At 37.1% G+C, this 21,221-nt stretch carries 19 protein-coding genes and 2 riboswitches; of the genes, 5 read left to right on the plus strand and 14 right to left on the minus strand.

What is annotated here, in order from left to right; genetic code table 11:
• Nucleotides 1–459: 459 nt before the first annotated feature.
• From MKY49_RS19850 to MKY49_RS19890, 9 genes are all read right to left on the minus strand, one after another.
• Nucleotides 460–1,761, minus strand: a complete 1,302-nt coding sequence (locus MKY49_RS19850) for an NCS2 family permease (RefSeq protein ID WP_274794603.1) — start codon at nucleotides 1,759–1,761, stop codon at nucleotides 460–462.
• Nucleotides 1,762–1,891: 130 nt separating this feature from the next.
• A riboswitch (purine riboswitch) is annotated at nucleotides 1,892–1,993 on the minus strand.
• 216 nt (nucleotides 1,994–2,209) lie between these two features.
• Nucleotides 2,210–2,878 (minus strand): MOSC domain-containing protein, encoded by a 669-nt coding sequence (locus tag MKY49_RS19855; RefSeq protein WP_341386958.1) that lies wholly within the window; start codon nucleotides 2,876–2,878, stop codon nucleotides 2,210–2,212.
• A gap of 176 nt (nucleotides 2,879–3,054) precedes the next feature.
• Nucleotides 3,055–4,608 carry a glutamine-hydrolyzing GMP synthase gene (gene guaA, locus MKY49_RS19860; protein WP_274794605.1) on the minus strand — a complete coding sequence of 518 codons (1,554 nt, stop codon included), beginning with the start codon at nucleotides 4,606–4,608 and terminating at the stop codon, nucleotides 3,055–3,057.
• A 156-nt stretch (nucleotides 4,609–4,764) separates the two neighbouring features.
• Nucleotides 4,765–4,866: riboswitch (purine riboswitch) on the minus strand.
• Between the two features lie 32 nt (nucleotides 4,867–4,898).
• Entirely contained in the window at nucleotides 4,899–7,082 is a 2,184-nt protein-coding gene (locus MKY49_RS19865) for a DUF4129 domain-containing transglutaminase family protein (RefSeq protein WP_341386960.1), read from the minus strand.
• A complete protein-coding gene (locus tag MKY49_RS19870) occupies nucleotides 7,079–8,260 on the minus strand; it encodes a DUF58 domain-containing protein (RefSeq protein ID WP_274794607.1) in 1,182 nt (393 codons plus the stop codon). Before MKY49_RS19870 ends, MKY49_RS19865 begins: the two co-directional genes overlap by 4 nt.
• Nucleotides 8,257–9,201 (minus strand): AAA family ATPase, encoded by a 945-nt coding sequence (locus MKY49_RS19875; RefSeq protein WP_274794608.1) that lies wholly within the window; start codon nucleotides 9,199–9,201, stop codon nucleotides 8,257–8,259. Before MKY49_RS19875 ends, MKY49_RS19870 begins: the two co-directional genes overlap by 4 nt.
• Before the next feature lie 274 nt (nucleotides 9,202–9,475).
• Entirely contained in the window at nucleotides 9,476–9,796 is a 321-nt protein-coding gene (locus MKY49_RS19880; protein WP_274794609.1) for an NAD synthetase, read from the minus strand.
• A gap of 159 nt (nucleotides 9,797–9,955) precedes the next feature.
• Nucleotides 9,956–10,780 carry an ammonia-dependent NAD(+) synthetase gene (gene nadE, locus MKY49_RS19885; protein WP_274794610.1) on the minus strand — a complete coding sequence of 275 codons (825 nt, stop codon included), beginning with the start codon at nucleotides 10,778–10,780 and terminating at the stop codon, nucleotides 9,956–9,958.
• Nucleotides 10,781–10,800: 20 nt separating this feature from the next.
• Nucleotides 10,801–12,261, minus strand: a complete 1,461-nt coding sequence (locus tag MKY49_RS19890) for a nicotinate phosphoribosyltransferase (RefSeq protein ID WP_274794611.1) — start codon at nucleotides 12,259–12,261, stop codon at nucleotides 10,801–10,803.
• 311 nt (nucleotides 12,262–12,572) lie between these two features.
• Between MKY49_RS19890 and MKY49_RS19895 the strand changes: the two genes are divergently transcribed.
• Nucleotides 12,573–12,914: a P-II family nitrogen regulator gene (locus tag MKY49_RS19895; RefSeq protein ID WP_274794612.1), complete on the plus strand. Its 342-nt coding sequence runs from the start codon at nucleotides 12,573–12,575 to the stop codon at nucleotides 12,912–12,914.
• A gap of 14 nt (nucleotides 12,915–12,928) precedes the next feature.
• Nucleotides 12,929–14,230, plus strand: a complete 1,302-nt coding sequence (locus MKY49_RS19900) for an ammonium transporter (protein WP_274794613.1) — start codon at nucleotides 12,929–12,931, stop codon at nucleotides 14,228–14,230.
• Nucleotides 14,231–14,439: 209 nt separating this feature from the next.
• On the opposite strand, the gene MKY49_RS19905 is transcribed toward MKY49_RS19900, so the two are convergent.
• A complete protein-coding gene (locus MKY49_RS19905; protein WP_341386961.1) occupies nucleotides 14,440–14,940 on the minus strand; it encodes a methylated-DNA--[protein]-cysteine S-methyltransferase in 501 nt (166 codons plus the stop codon).
• A gap of 93 nt (nucleotides 14,941–15,033) precedes the next feature.
• Between MKY49_RS19905 and MKY49_RS19910 the strand changes: the two genes are divergently transcribed.
• The 3 genes from MKY49_RS19910 (at nucleotide 15,034) to MKY49_RS19920 (ending at nucleotide 17,563) form a co-directional block, all read left to right on the plus strand.
• Complete coding sequence (locus MKY49_RS19910) at nucleotides 15,034–15,765, plus strand: ABC transporter ATP-binding protein (RefSeq protein WP_322611883.1); 732 nt, start codon at nucleotides 15,034–15,036, stop codon at nucleotides 15,763–15,765.
• Nucleotides 15,762–16,514, plus strand: coding sequence for an ABC transporter permease (locus MKY49_RS19915; protein ID WP_341386962.1), 753 nt, complete (start codon nucleotides 15,762–15,764; stop codon nucleotides 16,512–16,514). Before MKY49_RS19910 ends, MKY49_RS19915 begins: the two co-directional genes overlap by 4 nt.
• Before the next feature lie 74 nt (nucleotides 16,515–16,588).
• A complete protein-coding gene (locus MKY49_RS19920) occupies nucleotides 16,589–17,563 on the plus strand; it encodes a proline dehydrogenase family protein (RefSeq protein WP_274794617.1) in 975 nt (324 codons plus the stop codon).
• A 44-nt stretch (nucleotides 17,564–17,607) separates the two neighbouring features.
• Here MKY49_RS19920 and MKY49_RS19925 read toward each other — a convergent pair whose 3' ends face one another.
• The 4 genes from MKY49_RS19925 to MKY49_RS19940 form a co-directional block, all read right to left on the minus strand.
• On the minus strand, nucleotides 17,608–18,219 hold the full coding sequence (locus tag MKY49_RS19925; RefSeq protein WP_274794618.1) for a response regulator transcription factor: 612 nt from the start codon (nucleotides 18,217–18,219) through the stop codon (nucleotides 17,608–17,610).
• Between the two features lie 16 nt (nucleotides 18,220–18,235).
• Nucleotides 18,236–19,384: a sensor histidine kinase gene (locus MKY49_RS19930; RefSeq protein ID WP_429978485.1), complete on the minus strand. Its 1,149-nt coding sequence runs from the start codon at nucleotides 19,382–19,384 to the stop codon at nucleotides 18,236–18,238.
• A 126-nt stretch (nucleotides 19,385–19,510) separates the two neighbouring features.
• Nucleotides 19,511–20,542, minus strand: a complete 1,032-nt coding sequence (locus MKY49_RS19935) for a fatty acid desaturase (RefSeq protein WP_274794619.1) — start codon at nucleotides 20,540–20,542, stop codon at nucleotides 19,511–19,513.
• 109 nt (nucleotides 20,543–20,651) lie between these two features.
• On the minus strand, nucleotides 20,652–21,149 hold the full coding sequence (locus MKY49_RS19940) for a GNAT family N-acetyltransferase (protein WP_341386964.1): 498 nt from the start codon (nucleotides 21,147–21,149) through the stop codon (nucleotides 20,652–20,654).
• Nucleotides 21,150–21,221: the final 72 nt, after the last annotated feature.

Below are 21,221 nucleotides of genomic sequence, written 5' to 3' on the forward strand. Positions count from 1 at the left end.
CTTTCACTAGCCGAAACTAGTTACTTAAAACTTTATTGATTACGTTTTGCTTGTTCAGTTTTCAAGGTTCATTTAGTAGTTACAAGAAGTAACTTTTTATACTTTAACATAATGCCAACTTACTGTCAACTATTAATGTTATTATTTTTTATGTTGTTCGTTTGTTTCGTAACAACGTGTTTAAATATATCATCTTAAAATTGAGTTTGCAAGTGTTTCTTCAAAGTAAAACTATTCATATAATTTAAAAATGAGTTTCTTCTATATTAATGTATAAAATCCATTACTTGATATGTTTAGAGAAACACTATGTGTGATTACCTTAATCAAACAAAAAATTACTTACATAAAGAACAACCCGTTGAAAAATAGTGCATAAAAAATTATATTCAATAAAAAAACACCTTCAACAGTTAGTATCTTACCTAACCATTGAGGTGCCTATAAAAGTGTGTTTAACTATCTTACCCAGATGAAGTATGCAAGGAAGACGAAGAATAAGCCATACATCATAGGGTGAATTTCCTTTTTACGACCTGCTAATAGCATTGTAATTGGATAGAAGACGAAGCCAATTGCAATACCCGTAGCAATTGAATAACCTAGTGGCATCATTAATACTGTAAAGAATGCAGGTACTGCTATTTCGAATTTATCCCAATCAATTAAACGTAATGATGATACCATTAATACACCTACAATTACTAGAGCAGGAGCAGTAACAGCGGGCGTTACCACCGCTAGTAATGGCGAGAAGAATAAAGCTACTAAGAATAATACCGCTGTTACGACTGCAGAGAAACCTGAGCGAGCACCCGCAGCAACACCAGAAGTCGATTCTACATAAGCTGTTGTTGTTGATGTACCAAATAAAGATCCAATTGTCGTTGCAAGTGCATCAGCCATCAATGCGCGGCCTGCACGTGGTAATTTATTATCTTTTACTAAGCCTGCCTGTGTTGCTACAGCCATTAAAGTACCAGCTGTATCAAAGAAATCAACAAACAAGAATGTTAACACTACTACTAAAAACTTCACGTTAAATAGGGTTTCAATGTCACCAAGGGGTTTTAACGCAACCATAAATGTAGAATCCACACTTGGAATTGCAGAAACAATCGCTGCTGGCGGTTCAATAATACCTGTAATCATTCCAACAACTGCAGTGATTACCATCCCTAAGAAAATACCGATACTGCGTAATTTAATAATAAGAATAACAGAAAGAATAATTCCGAATACTGCTAGTAATGTTGCACCAGTAAACGTTCCTAAAGTAACTAATGTAGCTGGACTATCTACAACAATCCCTGCACCTTGTAAACCTACGAACGTGATAAATAAACCAATACCTGCTGATACTGCATATTTAAGTTGTACTGGAATTGCATTAATAACTGTTTCACGAATTCCTGTTAAAGACAAAATGATAAAGATAATTCCAGAGAAGAAAACTCCAGTTAAACCAGTTTGCCATGGAATGCCATATGCGCCTACTACGGTAAAGGCGAAGAATGCATTTAGGCCCATACCAGGAGCAAGTGAGATTGGGAACTTAGCGAAAATCCCCATAATCAAAGAACCAACTGCTGCTGCTAACGCTGTAGCTACAAAAACTGCACCTTTATCCATCCCTGCATTTTCTAAAATACCTGGGTTAACAGCTAGAATATATGCCATTGCAAGGAAAGTTGTAATACCACCTATTATTTCGCGGCGATAATTAGTTCCCAATTCATCGAACATGAAATATTTTTTCATTTTCAAAAAATCCTCCGTGTGGTCGTCTTCAATATCGAAAACAAAAAAGACACGCTGACTACTCTACTAGTCGCATGTCTACGATAATTTCATCACAAATAGTGTGTGAAATAAATTAGGGTTTATACATCTTTATATAAACTCCAATCGTAGTCAAGTTATTTACGGTAACTTGGTAGAAACTCACGGGCCTTATTCCCGACATTATACGACGACTTATTTAATTTACATTCGTAATATATCATTTCATTTTTTAGATTTCAACCCCATTTCCGAACATTTTCATAAAATAAAATACGAAAGTTCGTGTAAAATTCCTATTTAATGTTCACATTCTAAAAAATCATCGCCAGAAAAGCAAAAGTACTGAACAATTATTAACCGATAGAAAGTAAAAAATCCCCCAGAATTCTTTCGAATTTTAGAGGATGCCCATCTTATGTCTGTCCTAATTCAACACTTTACTTTGCAAGAGCTGAATTCTTTTTTCTAATTTTTCTTTCCAATCTTCCGCTAATGCATCTACTGCTTGTATTTGTTGCATGGCAATAGCATCTTTGTTTTTAAAATATACTTCATTGCAATACAAAACGGATATATGTGCAGGGTGCTTTTCTACTAATTCAACTTTTGAGTCTGCACAGATTGTTCCTTCTTCTAGTACGCGCGCAAGGAAGCCTGTATAGCCTGTCTCAATTAAACGTTTAAGTAATATGTTGGCCTCAGTATATCGATCAATCGTGCTACATGGAATACGCCCTTGTGTAATTTGGATGACAGCATCCCCAATTTTATAAATATCACCAATACAAACTTCTGCTTCCAACATATTCGTTACAGTTAAGTTTTCACCAAATGCAGCAGTAGGCAATGTTTTACCAAGTTCCTGTTCCCACTGTATGTAATGCTCCGCTGGGTATAAACAAACAGCACGATCAGGGCCACCATGATGTTTTTTATCTGCCACATCATCCCCCTCGAAACCACGAGATGATAAATAAACTTCTTGTACTCGTTGCTTTTCAATCCCTGTAATCATCGAACGCCCTTTACTATCAAGTAATTCTTTCGGCATTCCAACTGCAAGTGTGTGAATCATCGGCATCTTTTGCTTCATTTAAATCACCCCTAATCTAAATAGTATCATTCTTCCATTCATTTAGTTTACTACATACAGCGCTTTATCAGCAATTATTGCTTTATTTTACACTTTGAAGTTTTTGACTGAAGTTTCACTTTATAAACGAAAAAAACCCTAAAAACCTTTTATCAAGGTCTTTAGGGTATTTGTTTTTATTCCCACTCAATCGTTGCAGGTGGCTTAGATGTAATGTCATACACTACACGGTTAACATGTTTTACTTCGTTTACTAGGCGAACTGAGATTTTCTCTAGCACATCCCATGGAATACGTGCCCAGTCAGAAGTCATACCGTCGATAGATGTAACGGCACGGATACCGATTGCATAGTCATACGTACGAGCATCGCCCATTACGCCAACTGAACGGATATCAGGTAATACCGTGAAGTATTGCCAGATGTCACGATCAAGACCAGCATTTGCAATCTCTTCACGTAGGATATAATCAGATTCGCGAACGATTTCTAATTTTTCTTCTGTTACTTCTCCAAGTACACGGATACCTAATCCAGGACCTGGGAATGGTTGACGCCAAACGATTTTTTCGTCAAGACCAAGTTCTAAACCTAGCGCACGTACTTCATCTTTAAATAAAGTTTTCAGTGGCTCGATTAATTGGAATTGCATATCTTCTGGAAGACCACCAACGTTATGGTGTGATTTGATTGTTTGTGCAGTAGAAGTACCCGATTCAATAATATCCGTGTAAAGAGTTCCTTGTGCTAAGAAATCCATACCTTCAAGTTTTGATGCTTCTTCATCAAATACATAAATGAATTCATTACCGATAATTTTACGTTTTTTCTCAGGATCAGAAACACCAGCAAGTTTGTCCATGAAACGTTTACGTGCATCAATTTTAATAACATTCATGTCGAAGTCTTCTGTGAATGTTTTCATTACCTGTTCAACTTCACCTTTACGGTTTAAGTTATGGTCTACAAACATACATGTTAATTGATCGCCGATTGCTTTATGGATTAACACTGCCACAACTGAAGAGTCTACTCCACCAGAAAGTGCACATAATACTTTTTTATCGCCAACTGTTTCGCGAATTTTAGCGATTTCAATCTCAATGAAGTTTGCCATTGACCAATCGCCTTTTGCTTCACAAATATCGAATACGAATTGTCGTAATAAGTCATTACCATAAACAGAGTGACGTACTTCTGGATGGAATTGTACAGCATATAATTTACGTTCTACATTTGCCATTGCAGCAATTGGGCAAGATGCGCTTGTTGCGATAACTTCAAATCCAGCTGGAACTTCAGTTACATGGTCCCCATGACTCATCCATACGATTTGTTCAGCAGGTAACTCACCAAATAACTTGTTTGAAGTCGTTACTTGAATTTCAGCTTTACCATATTCACGCGTTTCAGCACCTTCAACTTTACCACCGTTTGTATGCGCCATTAGTTGCATACCGTAGCAAATACCTAAGATAGGTAAGCCTAAATCGAAAATAGCTGGATCCACATGGAAAGCATTCTCATCATAAACAGAGTTAGGGCCACCAGAAAAAATAATACCCGTTGCATTCATATCTTTAATTTCTTCCGCAGTTACCGTATGTGGATGTAATTCACTGAAAACACCAAATTCACGGATACGACGCGTAATTAATTGGTTAAATTGGCTACCGAAGTCTAGTACAACGATTTTTTCTTGCTCTTTTAATAAAGGGCTAGCTGTCAAAATTTCCACCTCTTCTACTATTTTTAAAGGATATTTTCATTTGTTCAAAGAAAAACGCGAAGAAAGTAAAATAACTTTCTACGCGTTCAAAAGCTCTAGAATCGTGATAAAGGCGAATGCGTAGCAAAGTAAAGTGATTTACTATACTTTTCACCTAACGAAAACATCCGCCTTCATAGAGAAATCATTTATGGTGATTTCGTAGAAACATCCGAACCCTATTATCGAACTTATATGAAAGCAATCCTTGCATTTAATTTTTTTCATTTTACTCTTTGTCTACGTTAAAATCAACTGATAGTGCGATTGATTAAATATTCCCAACTTTCTTTCAGCTTTATAAAATCAACGTCTTCTTTATCTTTCCCATAAACATGTTGCTCATATACTACTGTTAACTTTTGCATTTCATCTGTCTCAAGTGCTAAATCTACACGCTCTGCGAAAGCACGTAATGTTTCCCCATCTCTCCTGCGCAAGCCAATACGAGATAATTGCTTTAATAACACATGATAAGAAGAATCAAAGTTTGACCAATCAGCTGCCTTTTTGCGATATGACCTTACATGCATTTTCGGGATCCACGTTTTCCTTTTCAAATATAAGGAAATACCAGTAATGATTAATAAAACAATGATGCCAATCCACACATAAGTATACTTTTTCAACCACGTCCACACAACATCTAAGCTAAATGTTGCCTGAGACTGTACCTTTTCAGTTACCTCTTTTTGCTGTTTCTTCTGCTCAGGTTTTTGTTCTGGCTGTATTACTTCTTCCTGGTCAGATGTATCTAATGGCACATCATAATCTATGTTCACATTACCGGAAAATCCGATGGTAGGTTCAAATTCCATCCAACCAGCCCCTGGTATATATGCTTCAACCCAAGAGTGTGCATTGTCATTTGTGACTTGATATTCACGTAGTCCGTCTGTCATTGGTCCTGCTGTTCCAGGCGCAAAACCTTTAACCCATCTTGCCGGAATTCCTACAGAACGTAAGAGCACAACCATTGAAGTAGAGAAATTATCACAATACCCTACTTTTGTATCAAATAAAAATTGATCGACATAATCTTGATTTTCAGCAGGAATTGCAGCTTCCTTTTTATCATATCTAAAGCCATTTGTTCTAAAGTAACTTTCTACAGCTTTAATTTGATCGTATACCGAAGCTTTACCTTGCGTTATTTCAGACGCCAAGTCTCTTACACGCTGCGGAAGCTGATTTGGTAATTGTAAAAAACGATTAAACGAAGAATCTAATATTTCAAGTGTAGAGGGATAGGACAATTGGAGCTGTTCCATACTATAAACTGGTTCACTATAAGATAATGAGTAGTTTGATAATGATTTTGATTCATCTACCTGCTGCTCTATCATCATCTTTTCAGTCTGCTCATCTTGAATAAATAACGTGGAGCCTTGTGCTGAAACAGATATCAAACCATATGTTTGAATTAAAAACGGCATTGGAATAGCAATATCTAGTTGGATGTGGCGTTCATTTTCAGATGGTCCTACTTGTAAAGAGGTTAAAATCGGTGTATCTGTCTCATAGACATTTTTCCCAAAGTTCCCCTCTGAAACAACCCAGCCTTTAGATGTATAGGTATCTTTCGTTTCGATGCGCCAATAATGACGATCACGAGAAGAGGCAGTAAAAATTAATGTATTATCTCCTTGAAAGGGACCACCCAACTGACTATCGTCTTGGCTATAACCAACTGATTTTTCACCAGCTCCATTTCCATCTTGTCCAGTAACTCCCTGGATAAATGGAACAGGATCTGCCCATGTTGGTCCAGTCTTTGGTAAAAAGAATGCAACAGAACTAACAAGTAATACTGACACAAGCATAGGAATAATAATTTTCCACTTCTCTATTGCAGTACTTGTTGTTTCCATTTGAAGCCATAGACGTTTAACAAAAAGTACACCTGTCATGATTAATCCAAGAACAACAACTTTTACAATTGCAGCTTTACCATCGTAGTCACTAAACGTATCTAAAGTGGCAATAAAGAATACTGTCATGGCAAAAAAGTAAAATATATTTTTTCGTACTGATACCCAATGGTGAATTAAATATACGAGCATCCAGATTAAAACAAGAAAGAGCACTGTCCTAAAAGCATCTGAAACTTGTCCAAAATCTCCTGATAGTATCGTTGCCATATTCCCTTTCCATTCAGACAATAAGAATGGTACAGTTTCTCGAGAAAGAACAGGACTTTTGCTATAAACAAAAACGATAAACCAAGTTATATAGCTAAACTTTACGAATCCCGATAACAACGGATGTACACGGAGTAAACTTAGCGCTAAGGACATCCCAATAAAAACAAGGAAGAGATTCATTCCACCAGTATTAGTTAATTGCATAATAGGAATGAGCCATTCTCGTAAAATGAAGAATACAATTATATACGCAATGGCCAATTCTATAAATTCCCCTAACGATTGCTTCACGGTTTTATCACCTCCGTGAATAAATGATAAAAATCTGTTGGGTCTACAAAGACAACTTGAATATGTTTATAACGCATCGTGTGCTCTGATTGCACAGGCGGCTGTTTTGCCACTACAAAACAAATACAGCTTTTTACTATATTCGCAAGAGTATGTAGCAACTCGTCAGAGACATCACTTGTCACATAAAGCAATGTTGCTACTTGCTTAAAGGCTTGTTGATCATAGAATCGGAATTTAACATTCTCAGCAGGTTTGATAGCAGCTAAATGATACATGACCTGATCTAACTGCTTTTCACCCTGTATAACCGGAAAAACTTTCGTCATTTCCCCAGCTGTAATAAAAGATAAATCACCACGCTCTTGTATAATCATCTGGAGCATCGATGCAACTAATTCCACTTTTTCTTCAAACATTGAAGACCTTTTAGCGTCAAGCACTAACATTAACTCAGATGATTGCCGATCCTCGAATTCCTTAGATTGTAAGGTTTGTGTTCTCGCAAACGATTTCCAATGAATCCATGAAAATCGATCACCCGGAACATACTCTCTTAACCCAACAGCCATAGAAGTGTCCTTTACAATGGAATAAGGAGACATCATTGGACCAACATCATATTTCGTCTGAAGTGCTGCGTATTTCATCTCTCGTATTCTCGGATAAACTAAAATAGTTTGTTCCTTTTCCGCTACGACAACTTTTTTTGCCCAGCCAAAGAAATCATAGAAGATAACTGTAACTCCTAAGTAGCGATGCTCTCCACGAGGAACATTATCCAAATCATAATGCCAGCTAAACTTTTTTCTAAATCCAACAAACTTAATGGCATTTGAATTTTCTTTTTTAGCTTGTACCAACCCTTCACTATCGACAAGTTCCTCCATCATAATATAAGCAAAAGGGAAACTTGTTTTTCGTTCTATCGTAATATGCACCTTTGCTGATTGCCCACGTTCTATATGCGCTGGTTCAATTTTGCGTTCTACTAATAGAATATCTTCTCGAACAACAAAGAACATGAGTGCGTACACTAAAAATGGACTAACTGTAAAAAAAACAAACCAGCTAACAAATCCACCTTGGAACATAGCATAACAAAATGTTACGACCATCAAGAAAGTAATTAATAGGAAATGTTTACTTTTTTCTAATAAAGCTTTCCATCGCTTCATTGTTCTGCAAACCTTTTTGTTGGCACTGGTGTTTTAGCAATAATACGCTGGATAATTTCATCTGCTGTCACATTATCGTAGCGAGCATCTGGCTTTAGAACTAAACGATGGCTGAAAACAAACGGCACTAGGTATTGAACATCGTCAGGAGTAACATAGCTTCTTCCTTTCATAAATGCGTAAGCTTGAGAAGCTTTCATTAGCGCGATTGTTGCCCGTGGGCTCACCCCTAAATGTACATAGTTATTTTCCCTAGTTTGGGTAGCAAGTTCCACCATATAATTTTTTACTGAGTCTTCTACATACACACCTTGGACGAGCTCCTGTAGTTCTATTAATTGCGCTACGGATAACACCGCTTCAATTTTTTCAATTGGTTTACCATTCTCAGCTCTTCGCAAAATTTCAATTTCCTGTCCCCTAGATGGATAACCCATTTTTATCTTCAATAGAAATCGATCTAATTGCGCTTCTGGCAAAGGATAGGTACCTTCATGTTCAATCGGATTTTGTGTGGCCATAACAAAAAACGGCTGATTTATCATCAATGTTGTTCCGTCAATTGTAACAGAGGCCTCCTCCATACCCTCTAACAAGGCGGACTGTGTTTTTGGCGACGTACGGTTTATTTCATCCGCTAAGACAACATCCCCCATAATTGGTCCAGGACGAAATTCAAACTCCATAGTCTTTGGATTATAAATAGAAACACCAACTACATCTGATGGCAATAAATCTGGCGTAAATTGAATTCGCTTAAATTGTGCATCAAAAGATTTTGCAAGTGCTCGCACCATCATTGTCTTTCCGACCCCAGGAACATCTTCCAATAATACATGGCCCCTCGCTAATAATGCGACAATACCGAGCTCAGCAACCTCTCTTTTACCAATCATTACTTTTTCTATATTTTCCAAAACATCTTGTATTTGAGAATTCATAAATCAAAAAACCTCCCATTCCGTCAGACAATTGCGAGAATTGTACGATAACTTATCTAAGCATATCGAAATTTGGCTAGTAAAACAATTATCTGAAACTTCTACCTATAGCTATTAAAGAAGGCTTGTTTGAATGTCATCAAACAAGCCTAGTTCTTATTATATAACGTTCTTCACAATTAGAATGTTACAATTTTAATCTTTTTAACCATATTTTTCACAATTAGATTACAAAAAAAACTCCCCACATCAGAAAATGTAGGGAGAGCCATTTTTAAATAGATGAGCGGTAACTATTGAGTCTCTTCTTTTGCTTACTTAAACGACTTAGTTTTAAGGCTGTTTCATTTAATTCGTGACGTATTTGCAAATCACACGCACTATCCATATGAATAGGCGCAACATGTTGAAGTTGTCTCTGTTGAGTTGGTGTAGCCATTGTATTGTGCTTCTTCTCTTTATTTCTTTGCAAACTATGTCTAAATTGCTTTTGTGGATTCCCTCCAAAATTGTGGCTTAAATCACCAGCATGTAAATATTGAGTTTCCTGTCGAAAAACACTACTTGTCGTTGCACTTATTCTAGAAGTCCTCATAAAAAGTTACCCTCCTCTACATTTTATTATCCTTATAGGTAATTATATCGACATTATATGCTGTTAATGAACAGTATAGAACCAAATTAAATAAAAAAAGAGAGAAAAGAGCTATTTTTAAAAGTGATAAACACTTTTTCATAACCCTTTTCTCTCATCTTACTTCCAAAAATCATCAAATATCGTAATTGGCATATGACGTTTATGTTGAGAACGTAAATAATAGCCCTCTAATAGCTTGCGTGATTCTTCTGGAATTTCTTTACCCTCTAAATAATCATCAATTTGATCATACGTTACACCAAGCGCCACTTCATCTGGTAATGATGGTCGATTTTCCTCTAAATCTGCTGTTGGTACCTTTTTATAAAGATGCTCTGGACAATTTAGTTCTGCTAACAACTGTTTTCCTTGGCGTTTATTCAATCGAAAGATTGGCATTAAGTCTGCTCCGCCATCACCAAACTTTGTGTAAAAGCCTGTGATAGCTTCGGCAGCATGATCCGTCCCTAAGACAACTGCCCCATTCATTGCAGCAATTGAATACTGCACCTTCATACGTTCACGAGCTTTTTCGTTCCCTTTTACAAAGTCATTTAGCTCAACACCTGCATTTGCTAGGGCGATCACACTTGCATCTACAGCCTCTTTTATATTCACTGTGTACGTTTTCGTTGGTTTTATATAATCAATGGCATCTTGGCAATCTTGTTCATCTGCTTGCACGCCATATGGTAAACGAACGGCAAAAAATGAATACTTCATTTCTCCTGCCTCTGCATTTAATTCATCAATCGCCAACTGCGCTAGCTTCCCAGTTAAAGTTGAGTCTTGACCGCCAGAAATACCAAGAACAAACCCTTTCACAAAGTTATAACGTTTTGCATATTCCTTTAAAAAATCAATGGATTTACGTATTTCCTCCTGAACATTAATAGTAGGTAATACACGCAGCTCCTCAATAATTTTTTGCTGTAAAGTCATCGTACCGTTCACTCCTTCTTTTACATTCGCTTTACCATATTGTGTACTTCTTCAATATTTCGCATCTTATTATCCCAACATTTTTGACTGAGATCGACTGGATATTCTTCAGGATTCATCGCACGTTTATATTCATCCCACAGCAATTCTAAATTTTCAGCAGCATAGTCACGCATTGCCTCTAAAGTAGGATTTTGATAGTGGATTGTCCCATTTTCAATGACATGCTGATGAAGATTTTTCGCTTCAAAATTTGTGACAAACTTTGATACAAATGTATGGATTGGATGGAACATTTTAATGCGTTCCTCTGCTTGAGGATTTTCATCTTGCATCGTGATGTAATCCCCTTCTGCCTTCCCATTCTTTTTATCAATAATTCGGTAAACATTTTTTAGTCCAGGCGTTGATACTTTTTCAGCATTGGCCGAGATTTTAATTGTATCCTCTAGCTGCCCTTCACTATTTTCAATAGCAACCATTTTATAAACCGCACCTAATGCAGGTTGATCGTAAGCTGTAATAAGTTTTGTACCTATTCCCCAAACATCTACTTTTGCACCTTGAGCTTTTAAATTTAAGATTGTATATTCATCTAAATCGTTTGAAACAATGATTTTAGCATCTTGGAAGCCAGCAGCATCCAACATCCGACGAGCTTCTTTTGATAAAAACGCAATATCTCCACTATCTAAACGTATGCCAATAAAATTAATTTTGTCTCCTAGTTCTTTCGCAACTTTTATAGCGGTTGGCACCCCAGATTTCAACGTATTGTAAGTATCTACCAAAAACACACAATCTCGATGACGTTTAGCATAAGCATGGAATGCATCATAGTCATTTTTATAAGCTTGTACTAATGCATGCGCATGTGTACCTGAGACAGGAATATTAAAAAGTTTACCCGCTCGAACATTACTAGTGGAAGCAAAACCTCCGATAAACGCTGCACGCGTTCCCCAAATGGCCGCATCCATTTCCTGTGCACGCCTTGTTCCAAATTCCATAGCCACTTCATTTTTGATAATTTGCTTAATTCGACTCGCCTTTGTTGCAATTAATGTTTGGTAGTTAACAATATTAAGCAATGCTGTTTCAATTAGTTGAGCTTCCACTAACGGAGCTTCAATTCGAACAATTGGTTCATTAGCAAAAACAAGCTCTCCTTCTACCATGGAATACATATCCCCTGTGAATCGAACATTCTTCAAATAGTCAATAAAGTCCTCTTTATAGCCTACTTCCTCACGTAAATACGCAATATCGGATTCACTAAAATGAAAATCACGAAGATAATCAAGCATTCGCTCTAATCCAGCAAATACGGCATAACCATTACCAAAAGGTAATTTCCTAAAATATAATTCAAAAACCGCTTTCTTATTATGTATGCCATCCGCCCAGTAGGATTCTGCCATATTTATTTGATATAAGTCTGTGTGTAGCGCTAAGCTATCATCTGCATAGTTTGATCTCACATAAACCCCTTCTTCCGCTTTGATAATTAGTCCTAGTATACACTATATACCCAAATTCTTGCGCCTTACATTTCTTCTACCCGATGTCAGCTTTCCTAACATAAATAGTCAGAAAATTTAGAACTGTACACATTTTAGACACAAATTTTAGTACCGCTTTCATTCCCTTTATAAAAACCTTTTTTGAAAAATAGTTCGATACCAGAAATATATCATGTTATATAACATTACATGTATTCTAAAAAAACAATTGCACTGTTTTTCATACCGTTTTAACATGTAAATTAAATTTACGCAAGGAGCTGGTAGACATGAAAAAAATTGAAGCAATCATTCGGCCTGAAGTTTTTGGGGCAGTTCGGGACGGACTTGCACAGGAAGGAATTGCTGGTTTAAGTGTTTCTGAAATCGCTGGCTGCGGTCGTCAGCTCGGTAGAACAGGGCTATTTCGCGGCAATACGTATGAAATAGAATTTTCACCTAAATTAAAGTTAGAAATGATTGTAGACGATGGAAAAGTTGATGCCATCGTAGAGATTTTGTTGCATGAGGCAGCAACTGGCAAGGTTGGCGATGGAAAAATTTTCATTTATCCTGTAGAACAAGCAATTCGCATCCGAACAAAAGAAGTCGGTTCGGTTGCAGTAGAATAAAGGGGGCGATATAGATGGATGAAGTACTCTTATCTGTTAATTTAATTTGGGTAATGCTAGGCACAATTTTAGTATTCTTTATGCATGCAGGCTTTGCCATGGTTGAGGCAGGATTTACTCGTTCTAAAAATGCAGTCAATATTATCATGAAGAATTTCCTTACTATTTCAATCGGCGGCATCGTCTATTTTTTATGTGGCTACGCCATAATGTTTGGCGACACATTAGGTGGTATTTTCGGCACTAGCGGCTTCGCCTTAAATGGGGTCGACGATCTTTCTTTCTTTATTTTCCAAACTATGTTTGCCGCAACAGGAGCAACTATATTATCTGGTGCTGTTGCAGAACGTACGAATATTTTCGCTTATATCGGAGTTATTATACTCATGTCTTTAGTTGTCTACCCTGTTGTAGGTCACTGGGTTTGGAGTGGTCAAGGCTGGTTAACAGATTTAGGCTTTATTGATTTTGCCGGATCTACGGTTGTTCACTTAACAGGGGCTGTCGCAGCATTTGTCGCAGCCGTTATGGTAGGACCACGACTTGGTAAATATGAAAATGGTCGGGTAAATGTTATTACAGGGCACAGTATTCCATTAGGCGCTTTAGGCGTATTTCTACTTTGGTTTGGTTGGTTTGGTTTTAATGGGGCATCTACTTTAGCCGCAGATCCTGAACTAGTTCCCAATGTCATTGCCAATACATTCTTTGCCGCAGCAGCTGGCGTAGCTGCTACCGCATTCTATACGAAATTTCGTTACGGACATATTGATGGTTCCCTTACATTAAACGGTGCATTAGCAGGTCTTGTAGGGATTACAGCTGGTGCTGCAAATGTTAGTATTATAGGTTCCCTTATTATTGGCCTTGTAGCAGCTCCATTCCTTGTTGAAGGTGTACGTTTCCTAGAGTGGAAGCTAAAAGTAGATGATCCCGTTGGAGCAATTGCTGTTCATGGGATATGTGGGATTTGGGGAACACTAGCCGTTGGATTATTTGACATCGGTGGTCAAGGCCTATTTTATGGTGGTGGATTTGGTCTGCTAGGTATCCAAGCAATCGGTATCATCGCAACCATTGCCTGGGTTAGCGTATCTGTGGCAGTTGGCCTTTTAATTATCAAAGCATTTATTCCATTACGCGTAACGGCTGAAGAAGAAATTGCTGGCTTAGATGTAATGGAACACGGTGCTCCAGCTTACGAATTCCAGGATATATTTAAAAGCTCCGCGGTTCGAGGGGAAACCTTCGCCCACCGTTTAACACACTTTGGTAAAACACAGCAAAACCATGTAAAAGAAGAACAACACGTATAACTAGGGAAATCTGCCGCCTTTTCTTAAAGTAATGGGGGCAGATTTCTATATATATTTGTCTATCGAAAGTTATCTCTTTTTTTGCTCGAGGTAGAGAGATGTGATCATACTTTTGCCGAAAGTGCTCTTAACCACTGTTAAAGTGATCATTTCTTTGCCGAAAGCGCTCCTAACCTCGATCCAAGTGATCATTCCCACTATCGATTCACTTAAGCTTTCTCTAAATCAAGTAAAAACTGCTTCATCTCTAGGCCACTGCGAAAACCAGTTAATTGACCATTTTTGCCAATGACACGATGACACGGAATAATAGCTAGAATTGGATTTGCTCCAATTGCACTGCCTACAGCTCTCACCGCTTTCGGATTACCAATACGCTGTGCGATATTCCCATACGATGTCGTTGTTCCATAGGGTAATTCTTTAAGAGCATCCCAAACCGCTAATTGAAAAGGCGTTCCTTTTACATGAATGGGTAGGTCAAATTCAGTTAGTTCCTTGTTAAAAAAAGCTATTAGTTGTTCTTTATACGGTTGTAATTTTTCTCGGTTCTCTTCAAAATTGTATCCTTTAAATCGTTTTTTTGCCCACTCTTCAACCTCTTCAAATGAAGCATTGGGCGTTCCTATATAAACAATACCTATATCTGAAGCTACAATATACATTTCTCCTTGTGCATACGTCACTGTATCAAAATACAATATTCCCATTTCCTAATCTCCCCAACTTTCTTTATTTAAACTGCAACTTCAGTCATTTCATGCTACAGTTATTTTACTGACTATAGCAAAGGAGTTTAATTGATGAACACGCTATACGAGCCTGCCATTCATTTTCAACAAGTTCACTTTTCAGTAAATGACAAATTGATATTAAAGTCAATTACTGGGTCTTTTCCTAAAGGCCAAATTACTACCCTTGTCGGTCCCTCTGGGGCGGGTAAAACAACTTTATTAAAATTATGTAATGGCCTTCTTTCTCCAACAAATGGACACATACTAATTGATAATCAGCCCATCTCTACCTATGAGCCTACAACCTTAAGAAGACATGTAGGTATTGCTTTACAGGCAGCTCCTATGATAACGGGCACTGTACTAGAAAATCTTGCAATCCCACGAACATTGCAAGGACAAAAACTATCACAACAGGAGGCCATCCAATTTTTAGAGGATGTCGGTTTAGATGAAAGCTTCCTCCACCAATCAGCCAGCGAATTATCGGGAGGCCAACGTCAAAAGGTCTCGATCGCAAGAACACTAATCAATCAGTCCTCTATTTTGTTATTAGATGAAATAACATCTGCACTGGATCGTCAATCAGTACAGGAAATTGAAAAGCTGATCGCTACAATAAATAAAAAATACAATGTTACGATGATTTGGATTACACATAATTTACAACAAGCATTAACAATTGGGCATTACACATGGGTCATGATGGATGGAGAATTAATCGAAACCGGTAAAAGCGCTTTACTCAAAGCCCCAACAAACCCACGCGTAGCAGAATTTGTACAGGGGGTAAGCAAATGACCTATACAGCTTTATTACTATCTTTGATTTTTGTATGTATCCCCCTTCTGTTATCCAAAACATTAAAATTAGGACTTGAAAGAGATACACTTATCGCAACATTTCGCTCTATCGTTCAATTGCTTGCGGTCGGTTATATTTTAAAGTTTATCTTCGAGGCCAACAGCTATATCTATATTTTTCTCATGGTAGCTTTAATGATTATAGTCGCTACGTTAAATGCACGAAAAAAAGGAGCAGGCATAAAGGGGATCACCTGGAAAATAGCACTTACACTAGTGATGATCGAAATAGTGACACAAGGCGTTTTGCTTGGCTTTAAAATTGTTCCGGCAACTGCCCAATATATAATCCCTATTAGTGGCATGTTAATTGGTAATTCAATGGTGCTATCCATTTTATTTTTAAATCGATTCACTTCTGAAATTACTAGTCATAAGGATCAAATGGAATTGATTTTATCATTAGGAGGGTCACCAAAGCAGGCCATACATCGACAGCTGATCAATGCTATTAAGGCTAGTATGATTCCTACTATTGAAAGCCAAAAAACTATCGGTTTAGTACAGTTGCCAGGAATGATGAGCGGTCAAATTATTGGCGGAGCAGATCCAATCCAAGCCGTCCAATTTCAACTTTTAATTATTTTCGCTCTACTAACAACAGCTACATTATCCAGCATCATGATTGGCTTTTTAAGCTATCCTGCGTTATTTAATGAACGAATGCAATTACTTGAAATGAAATAATTGTTAGGCTGAATGTAATATAGTTTAAATAATTTATGTTATACTAAGAAGAAAATGCAGTTAGGAGAATGACCATGTTATTACGCGATTTTTTCATCCATTTATCTGAAAACCAACTATTAAATAGTGCTGCAAAGAAATATGGCCTAAAATTAGGAGCACAAAGTGTAGTAGCTGGTACAAATATTGAAGAAACCATTGCAAGCATCAAAGAACTAAATGCACATCATATTTCTTGTACAGTAGATAACCTAGGTGAATTTGTTGCAAATAAAGAAGAAGCTACTGCTGCAAAAGAAAAAATCCTTGCTGTAATCGAAGCTATTCATGAGAATGGTGTTGATGCACATATTTCATTAAAACCATCCCAATTAGGTTTAGATATTGATGTTGATTTTTGTTATGACAACCTGTATGAAATTGTAGAAAAAGCCGCTTCTTATGATATATTTGTTAACTTTGATATGGAAGACTATGGACGTCTGCAAACATCTTTTGATATGGTAGAAGAATTATCAAAAACATTTAATAATGTTGGAACAGTAATCCAGTCTTACTTTTACCGTGCAAAAGACGATATCGAAAAATTCAAAGACTACCGTTTACGCATTGTAAAAGGAGCTTATAAAGAGCCAGTAGAAGTAGCTTACCAAGATAAATTAGATATTGATTTAAACTTTATTGAGTTGATTGAATACCATTTACTTCATGGTAAATTTACATCTATTGCAACACATGATCATAATATCATTGCTCATGTTAAACGATTTGTTGCGGATCACAATATTCCGCTCGATAAATTTGAATTCCAAATGCTATACGGTTTCCGTACAGATATGCAAAAAGAGCTTGCAAAAGAAGGCTATAACTTCTGTGTATACGTTCCATTCGGCGAAGATTGGTACGGCTACTTTATGCGCCGTTTAGCTGAACGGCCTCAAAACCTTAACCTTGTAACAAAGCAAGTGTTTACGAAAAAAACGAATACAGTTCTTGCTGTAGCAGCAGGTGCATTCGTTCTTGGTCGTTTAACAAAACGCAAAAAATAATATAGAAAAAGAACCTTGCCGCACCATGCGATAAGGTTCCTTTTTTATTTGTTCCATCCTTTTTCTTTAAAGCGTGCAATAGCCTCAATACGATTACCGACATTTAGTTTTTCTAGAATCGTTGAAATATAATTACGAACCGTACCAGCGGATAAAAACAGCTCTGCGGCAATTTCCTTAGTAGTCTTGCCCTCCGCCACAAGTGTCAGTACCTGGCTTTCCCGTTCTGTTAAAGGATTTTCACTATCATCCTCATAGACAAAATCAACAAGTTCTGGCGCATAAATGCGTTTGCCGTCCATGATGGTACGGATTGCAGTAACTAGTTCCTCAATAGGACTATCCTTTAATAAGTAGCCCCTTACGCCCGCCTTTCTAGCACGCTCAAAGTATCCTGGCCTTGCAAATGTAGTTAAAATAATGACTTTACAATTTGATCCAGTGCTATGCATTTCTTCTGCTGCGTCTAGTCCAGTTTTAACTGGCATTTCAATATCCATAATACAAATATCAGGCTGATGCTCTTCCACAAGCATCAATGCTTCCTCACCATTTTTTGCTAAGCCAACGACCTCCATATCCTCCTCCATACTAAGTAAAGAGCGAAGAGCGCCTAATAGCATCCCCTGATCTTCAGCAATTACAATTCGTATCATGTCACATGCCTCTTTTCTATATGTTCTTCAAATTTTCTTTGACATTTTGATGTGTAATCGTCACTGGAATCGTAACCGTTAATGTAGTACCTTCAACACTTTCAATTTTAAAGGACCCATTAATAAACTCTAAGCGTTCCCGCATCCCATTTAATCCATTACCAGTTTTCCATGCTTGTTTTTTCGTTATTCCTTGTCCATTATCTCGGACTACTAAGTAAACTTCCTTAAAGTTTTGATGAAAAGCAATTTCGCATTTGGTTGCTCCACTATGTTTGACAACATTATTGACTGCCTCTTTTAAGCACATAGATAAAACGTTTTCTACAAGCGGTGGAACTTGCAATGCATTTTTATCGCCCTCAAAGATAAACTCCATTTCTGCCGCCTTTAATATTTGGGAAATACGCATGAGCTCATCTTCAAATTTCGCCGTGCGCATGTCCGAAACCAATTCACGTACCTCTTTTAAGGCGATACTAGCCGTCTGGCGTATATCCTTAATCTCAACTAAAGCTTGCTGTGGGTCACGTTCTATCAGCCTAGAGGCAAGATCACTTTTTAAACCAATCATAGACAATTTTTGACCCAGCGTATCATGTAAATCACGAGCTATCCGTTGACGTTCTTCAAAAACAATTAACTCAGCAATACGTTCATTCGCAGTCTCTAATTGACCTTCCAAGTTTTCACGCTTATTTTTGGAATAAATCGTTAATGGCAATAAGACAACAGCTAAAATGGTCAACACTACAAAGGGTAGCTGTGATAAAAATAAGTGGAGCTCAACAAAAAAGCCTGCTCCTGTAGAAATAACTGTAAACCCTATATGTAGACCATACATAATATAAAAGCCGACCGGTCTTCTTATGTTACCAATAAAAAAGGCTGTGAAAATAGATAGATATACATAACCATATAGAATGGTCATGACTATATTAATGACCATCTCGAAGCTAATCCACATATAAACTAAGCCGCTTTTCGAATTCATGGAAAATCGATAGAAAATAAAATAGAGCATTAAAAATGTAATACCTATTGATATTTCAATGTATGATGATTTTCTAAAAATAAAGAAAAACGGTAGGAAACAAAAAATAATCCATAAATATACGCTGAGCATTGGACTATTCGGAATAATACTATGCCATTTCCTCAACATAATCTCACGCTCTTTCCTACTTTTCCCTTATTATAACAAGAAAATTAATTTTATGCCTGTGCTTTGGATAAGACTCTTCCCTTTACATAAAACAGCCATCTCCCTTGCAGAGATGGCTGTTATCAACTAAGCGGCAATGCTGCCTCTTTCTTTGCGTTTTATAATTTCATTTACTTCTTTAAACGTAACAAATTTACCTTGATCTTCATCATATAGCTTGTAACGTAATGATTCTAAGCTTGTAGCTAAAGTAATCGTTGTCGCCATATGTAATGGCGGTGTTTCATTATGTGCTTTTTCAAGATTATAGTTAGGTACACGAGGGGCTAAGTGATGGACATGATGGAATCCGATATTCCCTGTAACCCATTGTAAAATTTTCGGTAATTTATAATACGAGCTACCCTCAACTGCGGCTTTCACATAATCCCACTCTGAGTTATGTTCAAAGTAAGAATCTTCATATGTGTGCTGGATATAAAATAACCAAATTCCTAATGATCCGGCAATAAATAATGTAACACCTTGGACTAATAGAAATGCTTGCCAGCCCATAAAGAAAATTAAAGAGGCACACAATCCGACAATGACAATATTCGTTAACACCGTGTTGAAACGTTCCTTTTTCTTTGCATCCTTACGATTAAAGCGATTTAAGACAAGTACCATATATAAAGGCCCTAACCCAAACATAACAAATGGGTTTCGATAAAAACGATACCATAATCGTTGACCTTTTGAAGCTTGTAAATATTCCTCCACTGTCATCATATCAATATCACCAATACCACGCTTGTCTAGATTCGAGCTTGTTGCATGGTGAATTGTATGTTCACGTTTCCACTTTTCATATGGGAATGATGTTAGTACTCCCGTAAAAAATCCAACCCAGTCGTTTGCCTTTTTACTTTTGAAAAATGAACCATGTGTGCAATCGTGAAAGATAATAAAAGTTCTTACGACGAACCCAGCTGAAATGACACTTAAACCGACAGTTAGCCAAGGTGAAACATCCACTAACAAGTAACCTGCTACCCACAATGCAATTAACGGTACAATTGTATTTATCATTTGAAAAACACTTTTACGCGTATCTGATTTAGCAAATGGCGCTACATCTTGGCGTAACTTTTTCGTTTTTTCTTTAATTGTTGCCATCTTTTACTCCCTCGTTTCCTTTTCCTTATGACCTCATCATAAAATAAGAGTACAAGTGAGAACAGATGCAATCATCATAAAAAGGATATGACATTTGTCATACCCTTTATCATTTTGGTCCAACCAAATGGAGTTGATAAAACACAAGGTCTAGCCATTGTTCAAACTTATAACCTGCATTTCTGATTGTTCCTGCATATTCAAAGCCTAATTTTTCATGTGCCTTTATACTACCAATATTTTCACCATCTATACCTGCTACAAGCGTTTTCACACCATTCTCTTGTGCAAATGCTATGAGCCTGTGCATAAGCTTTGTGGCAATCCCTTTTTGATAATGCTCTTTATGCACGTAAACAGAGTGCTCCATTGTATATTGGTAACCGGGATATGGACGGAATTGACTGTAGGTAGCAAAGCCAGCGATCATCCCATTTTCCTCGAAAACAAGCAAAGGATTTCCTAGTGCCTGCTGCTCCTTAAACCACTGCATTTTTTCATCCAAAGATTGTATTTCATATCGATAGACTGCCTTGCTTGTTAAAATAATATCATTATAGATGTCCAAAACTTCAGGTATATCTTGTTCTTCCATGAATCGAATCATGTTGCTCACTTCCTTAACGAAATTGGTCACACATTCAATGTTTAAAAATAATCATCAGCAGAATGTTATTAT

Origin of the sequence: Lysinibacillus sp. FSL M8-0134 (assembly GCF_038069745.1) — a bacterium.
Lineage (GTDB): Bacteria > Bacillota > Bacilli > Bacillales_A > Planococcaceae > Lysinibacillus > Lysinibacillus irui.

Excerpts from the sequence above, each read along its gene's own strand:
- MKY49_RS19850 (WP_274794603.1), bottom strand. The coding sequence starts at position 1,761 with ATGAAAAAATATTTCATGTTCGATGAATTGGGAACTAATTATCGCCGC.
- MKY49_RS19855 (WP_341386958.1), bottom strand. The coding sequence starts at position 2,878 with ATGAAGCAAAAGATGCCGATGATTCACACACTTGCAGTTGGAATGCCG.
- MKY49_RS19870 (WP_274794607.1), bottom strand. The coding sequence starts at position 8,260 with ATGAAGCGATGGAAAGCTTTATTAGAAAAAAGTAAACATTTCCTATTA.
- MKY49_RS19875 (WP_274794608.1), bottom strand. The coding sequence starts at position 9,201 with ATGAATTCTCAAATACAAGATGTTTTGGAAAATATAGAAAAAGTAATG.
- MKY49_RS19880 (WP_274794609.1), bottom strand. The coding sequence starts at position 9,796 with ATGAGGACTTCTAGAATAAGTGCAACGACAAGTAGTGTTTTTCGACAG.
- nadE (WP_274794610.1), bottom strand. The coding sequence starts at position 10,780 with ATGACTTTACAGCAAAAAATTATTGAGGAGCTGCGTGTATTACCTACT.
- MKY49_RS19895 (WP_274794612.1), top strand. The coding sequence starts at position 12,573 with ATGAAAAAAATTGAAGCAATCATTCGGCCTGAAGTTTTTGGGGCAGTT.
- MKY49_RS19900 (WP_274794613.1), top strand. The coding sequence starts at position 12,929 with ATGGATGAAGTACTCTTATCTGTTAATTTAATTTGGGTAATGCTAGGC.
- MKY49_RS19905 (WP_341386961.1), bottom strand. The coding sequence starts at position 14,940 with ATGGGAATATTGTATTTTGATACAGTGACGTATGCACAAGGAGAAATG.
- MKY49_RS19910 (WP_322611883.1), top strand. The coding sequence starts at position 15,034 with ATGAACACGCTATACGAGCCTGCCATTCATTTTCAACAAGTTCACTTT.
- MKY49_RS19915 (WP_341386962.1), top strand. The coding sequence starts at position 15,762 with ATGACCTATACAGCTTTATTACTATCTTTGATTTTTGTATGTATCCCC.
- MKY49_RS19920 (WP_274794617.1), top strand. The coding sequence starts at position 16,589 with ATGTTATTACGCGATTTTTTCATCCATTTATCTGAAAACCAACTATTA.
- MKY49_RS19925 (WP_274794618.1), bottom strand. The coding sequence starts at position 18,219 with ATGATACGAATTGTAATTGCTGAAGATCAGGGGATGCTATTAGGCGCT.
- MKY49_RS19930 (WP_429978485.1), bottom strand. The coding sequence starts at position 19,384 with ATGTTGAGGAAATGGCATAGTATTATTCCGAATAGTCCAATGCTCAGC.
- MKY49_RS19935 (WP_274794619.1), bottom strand. The coding sequence starts at position 20,542 with ATGGCAACAATTAAAGAAAAAACGAAAAAGTTACGCCAAGATGTAGCG.
- MKY49_RS19940 (WP_341386964.1), bottom strand. The coding sequence starts at position 21,149 with ATGATTCGATTCATGGAAGAACAAGATATACCTGAAGTTTTGGACATC.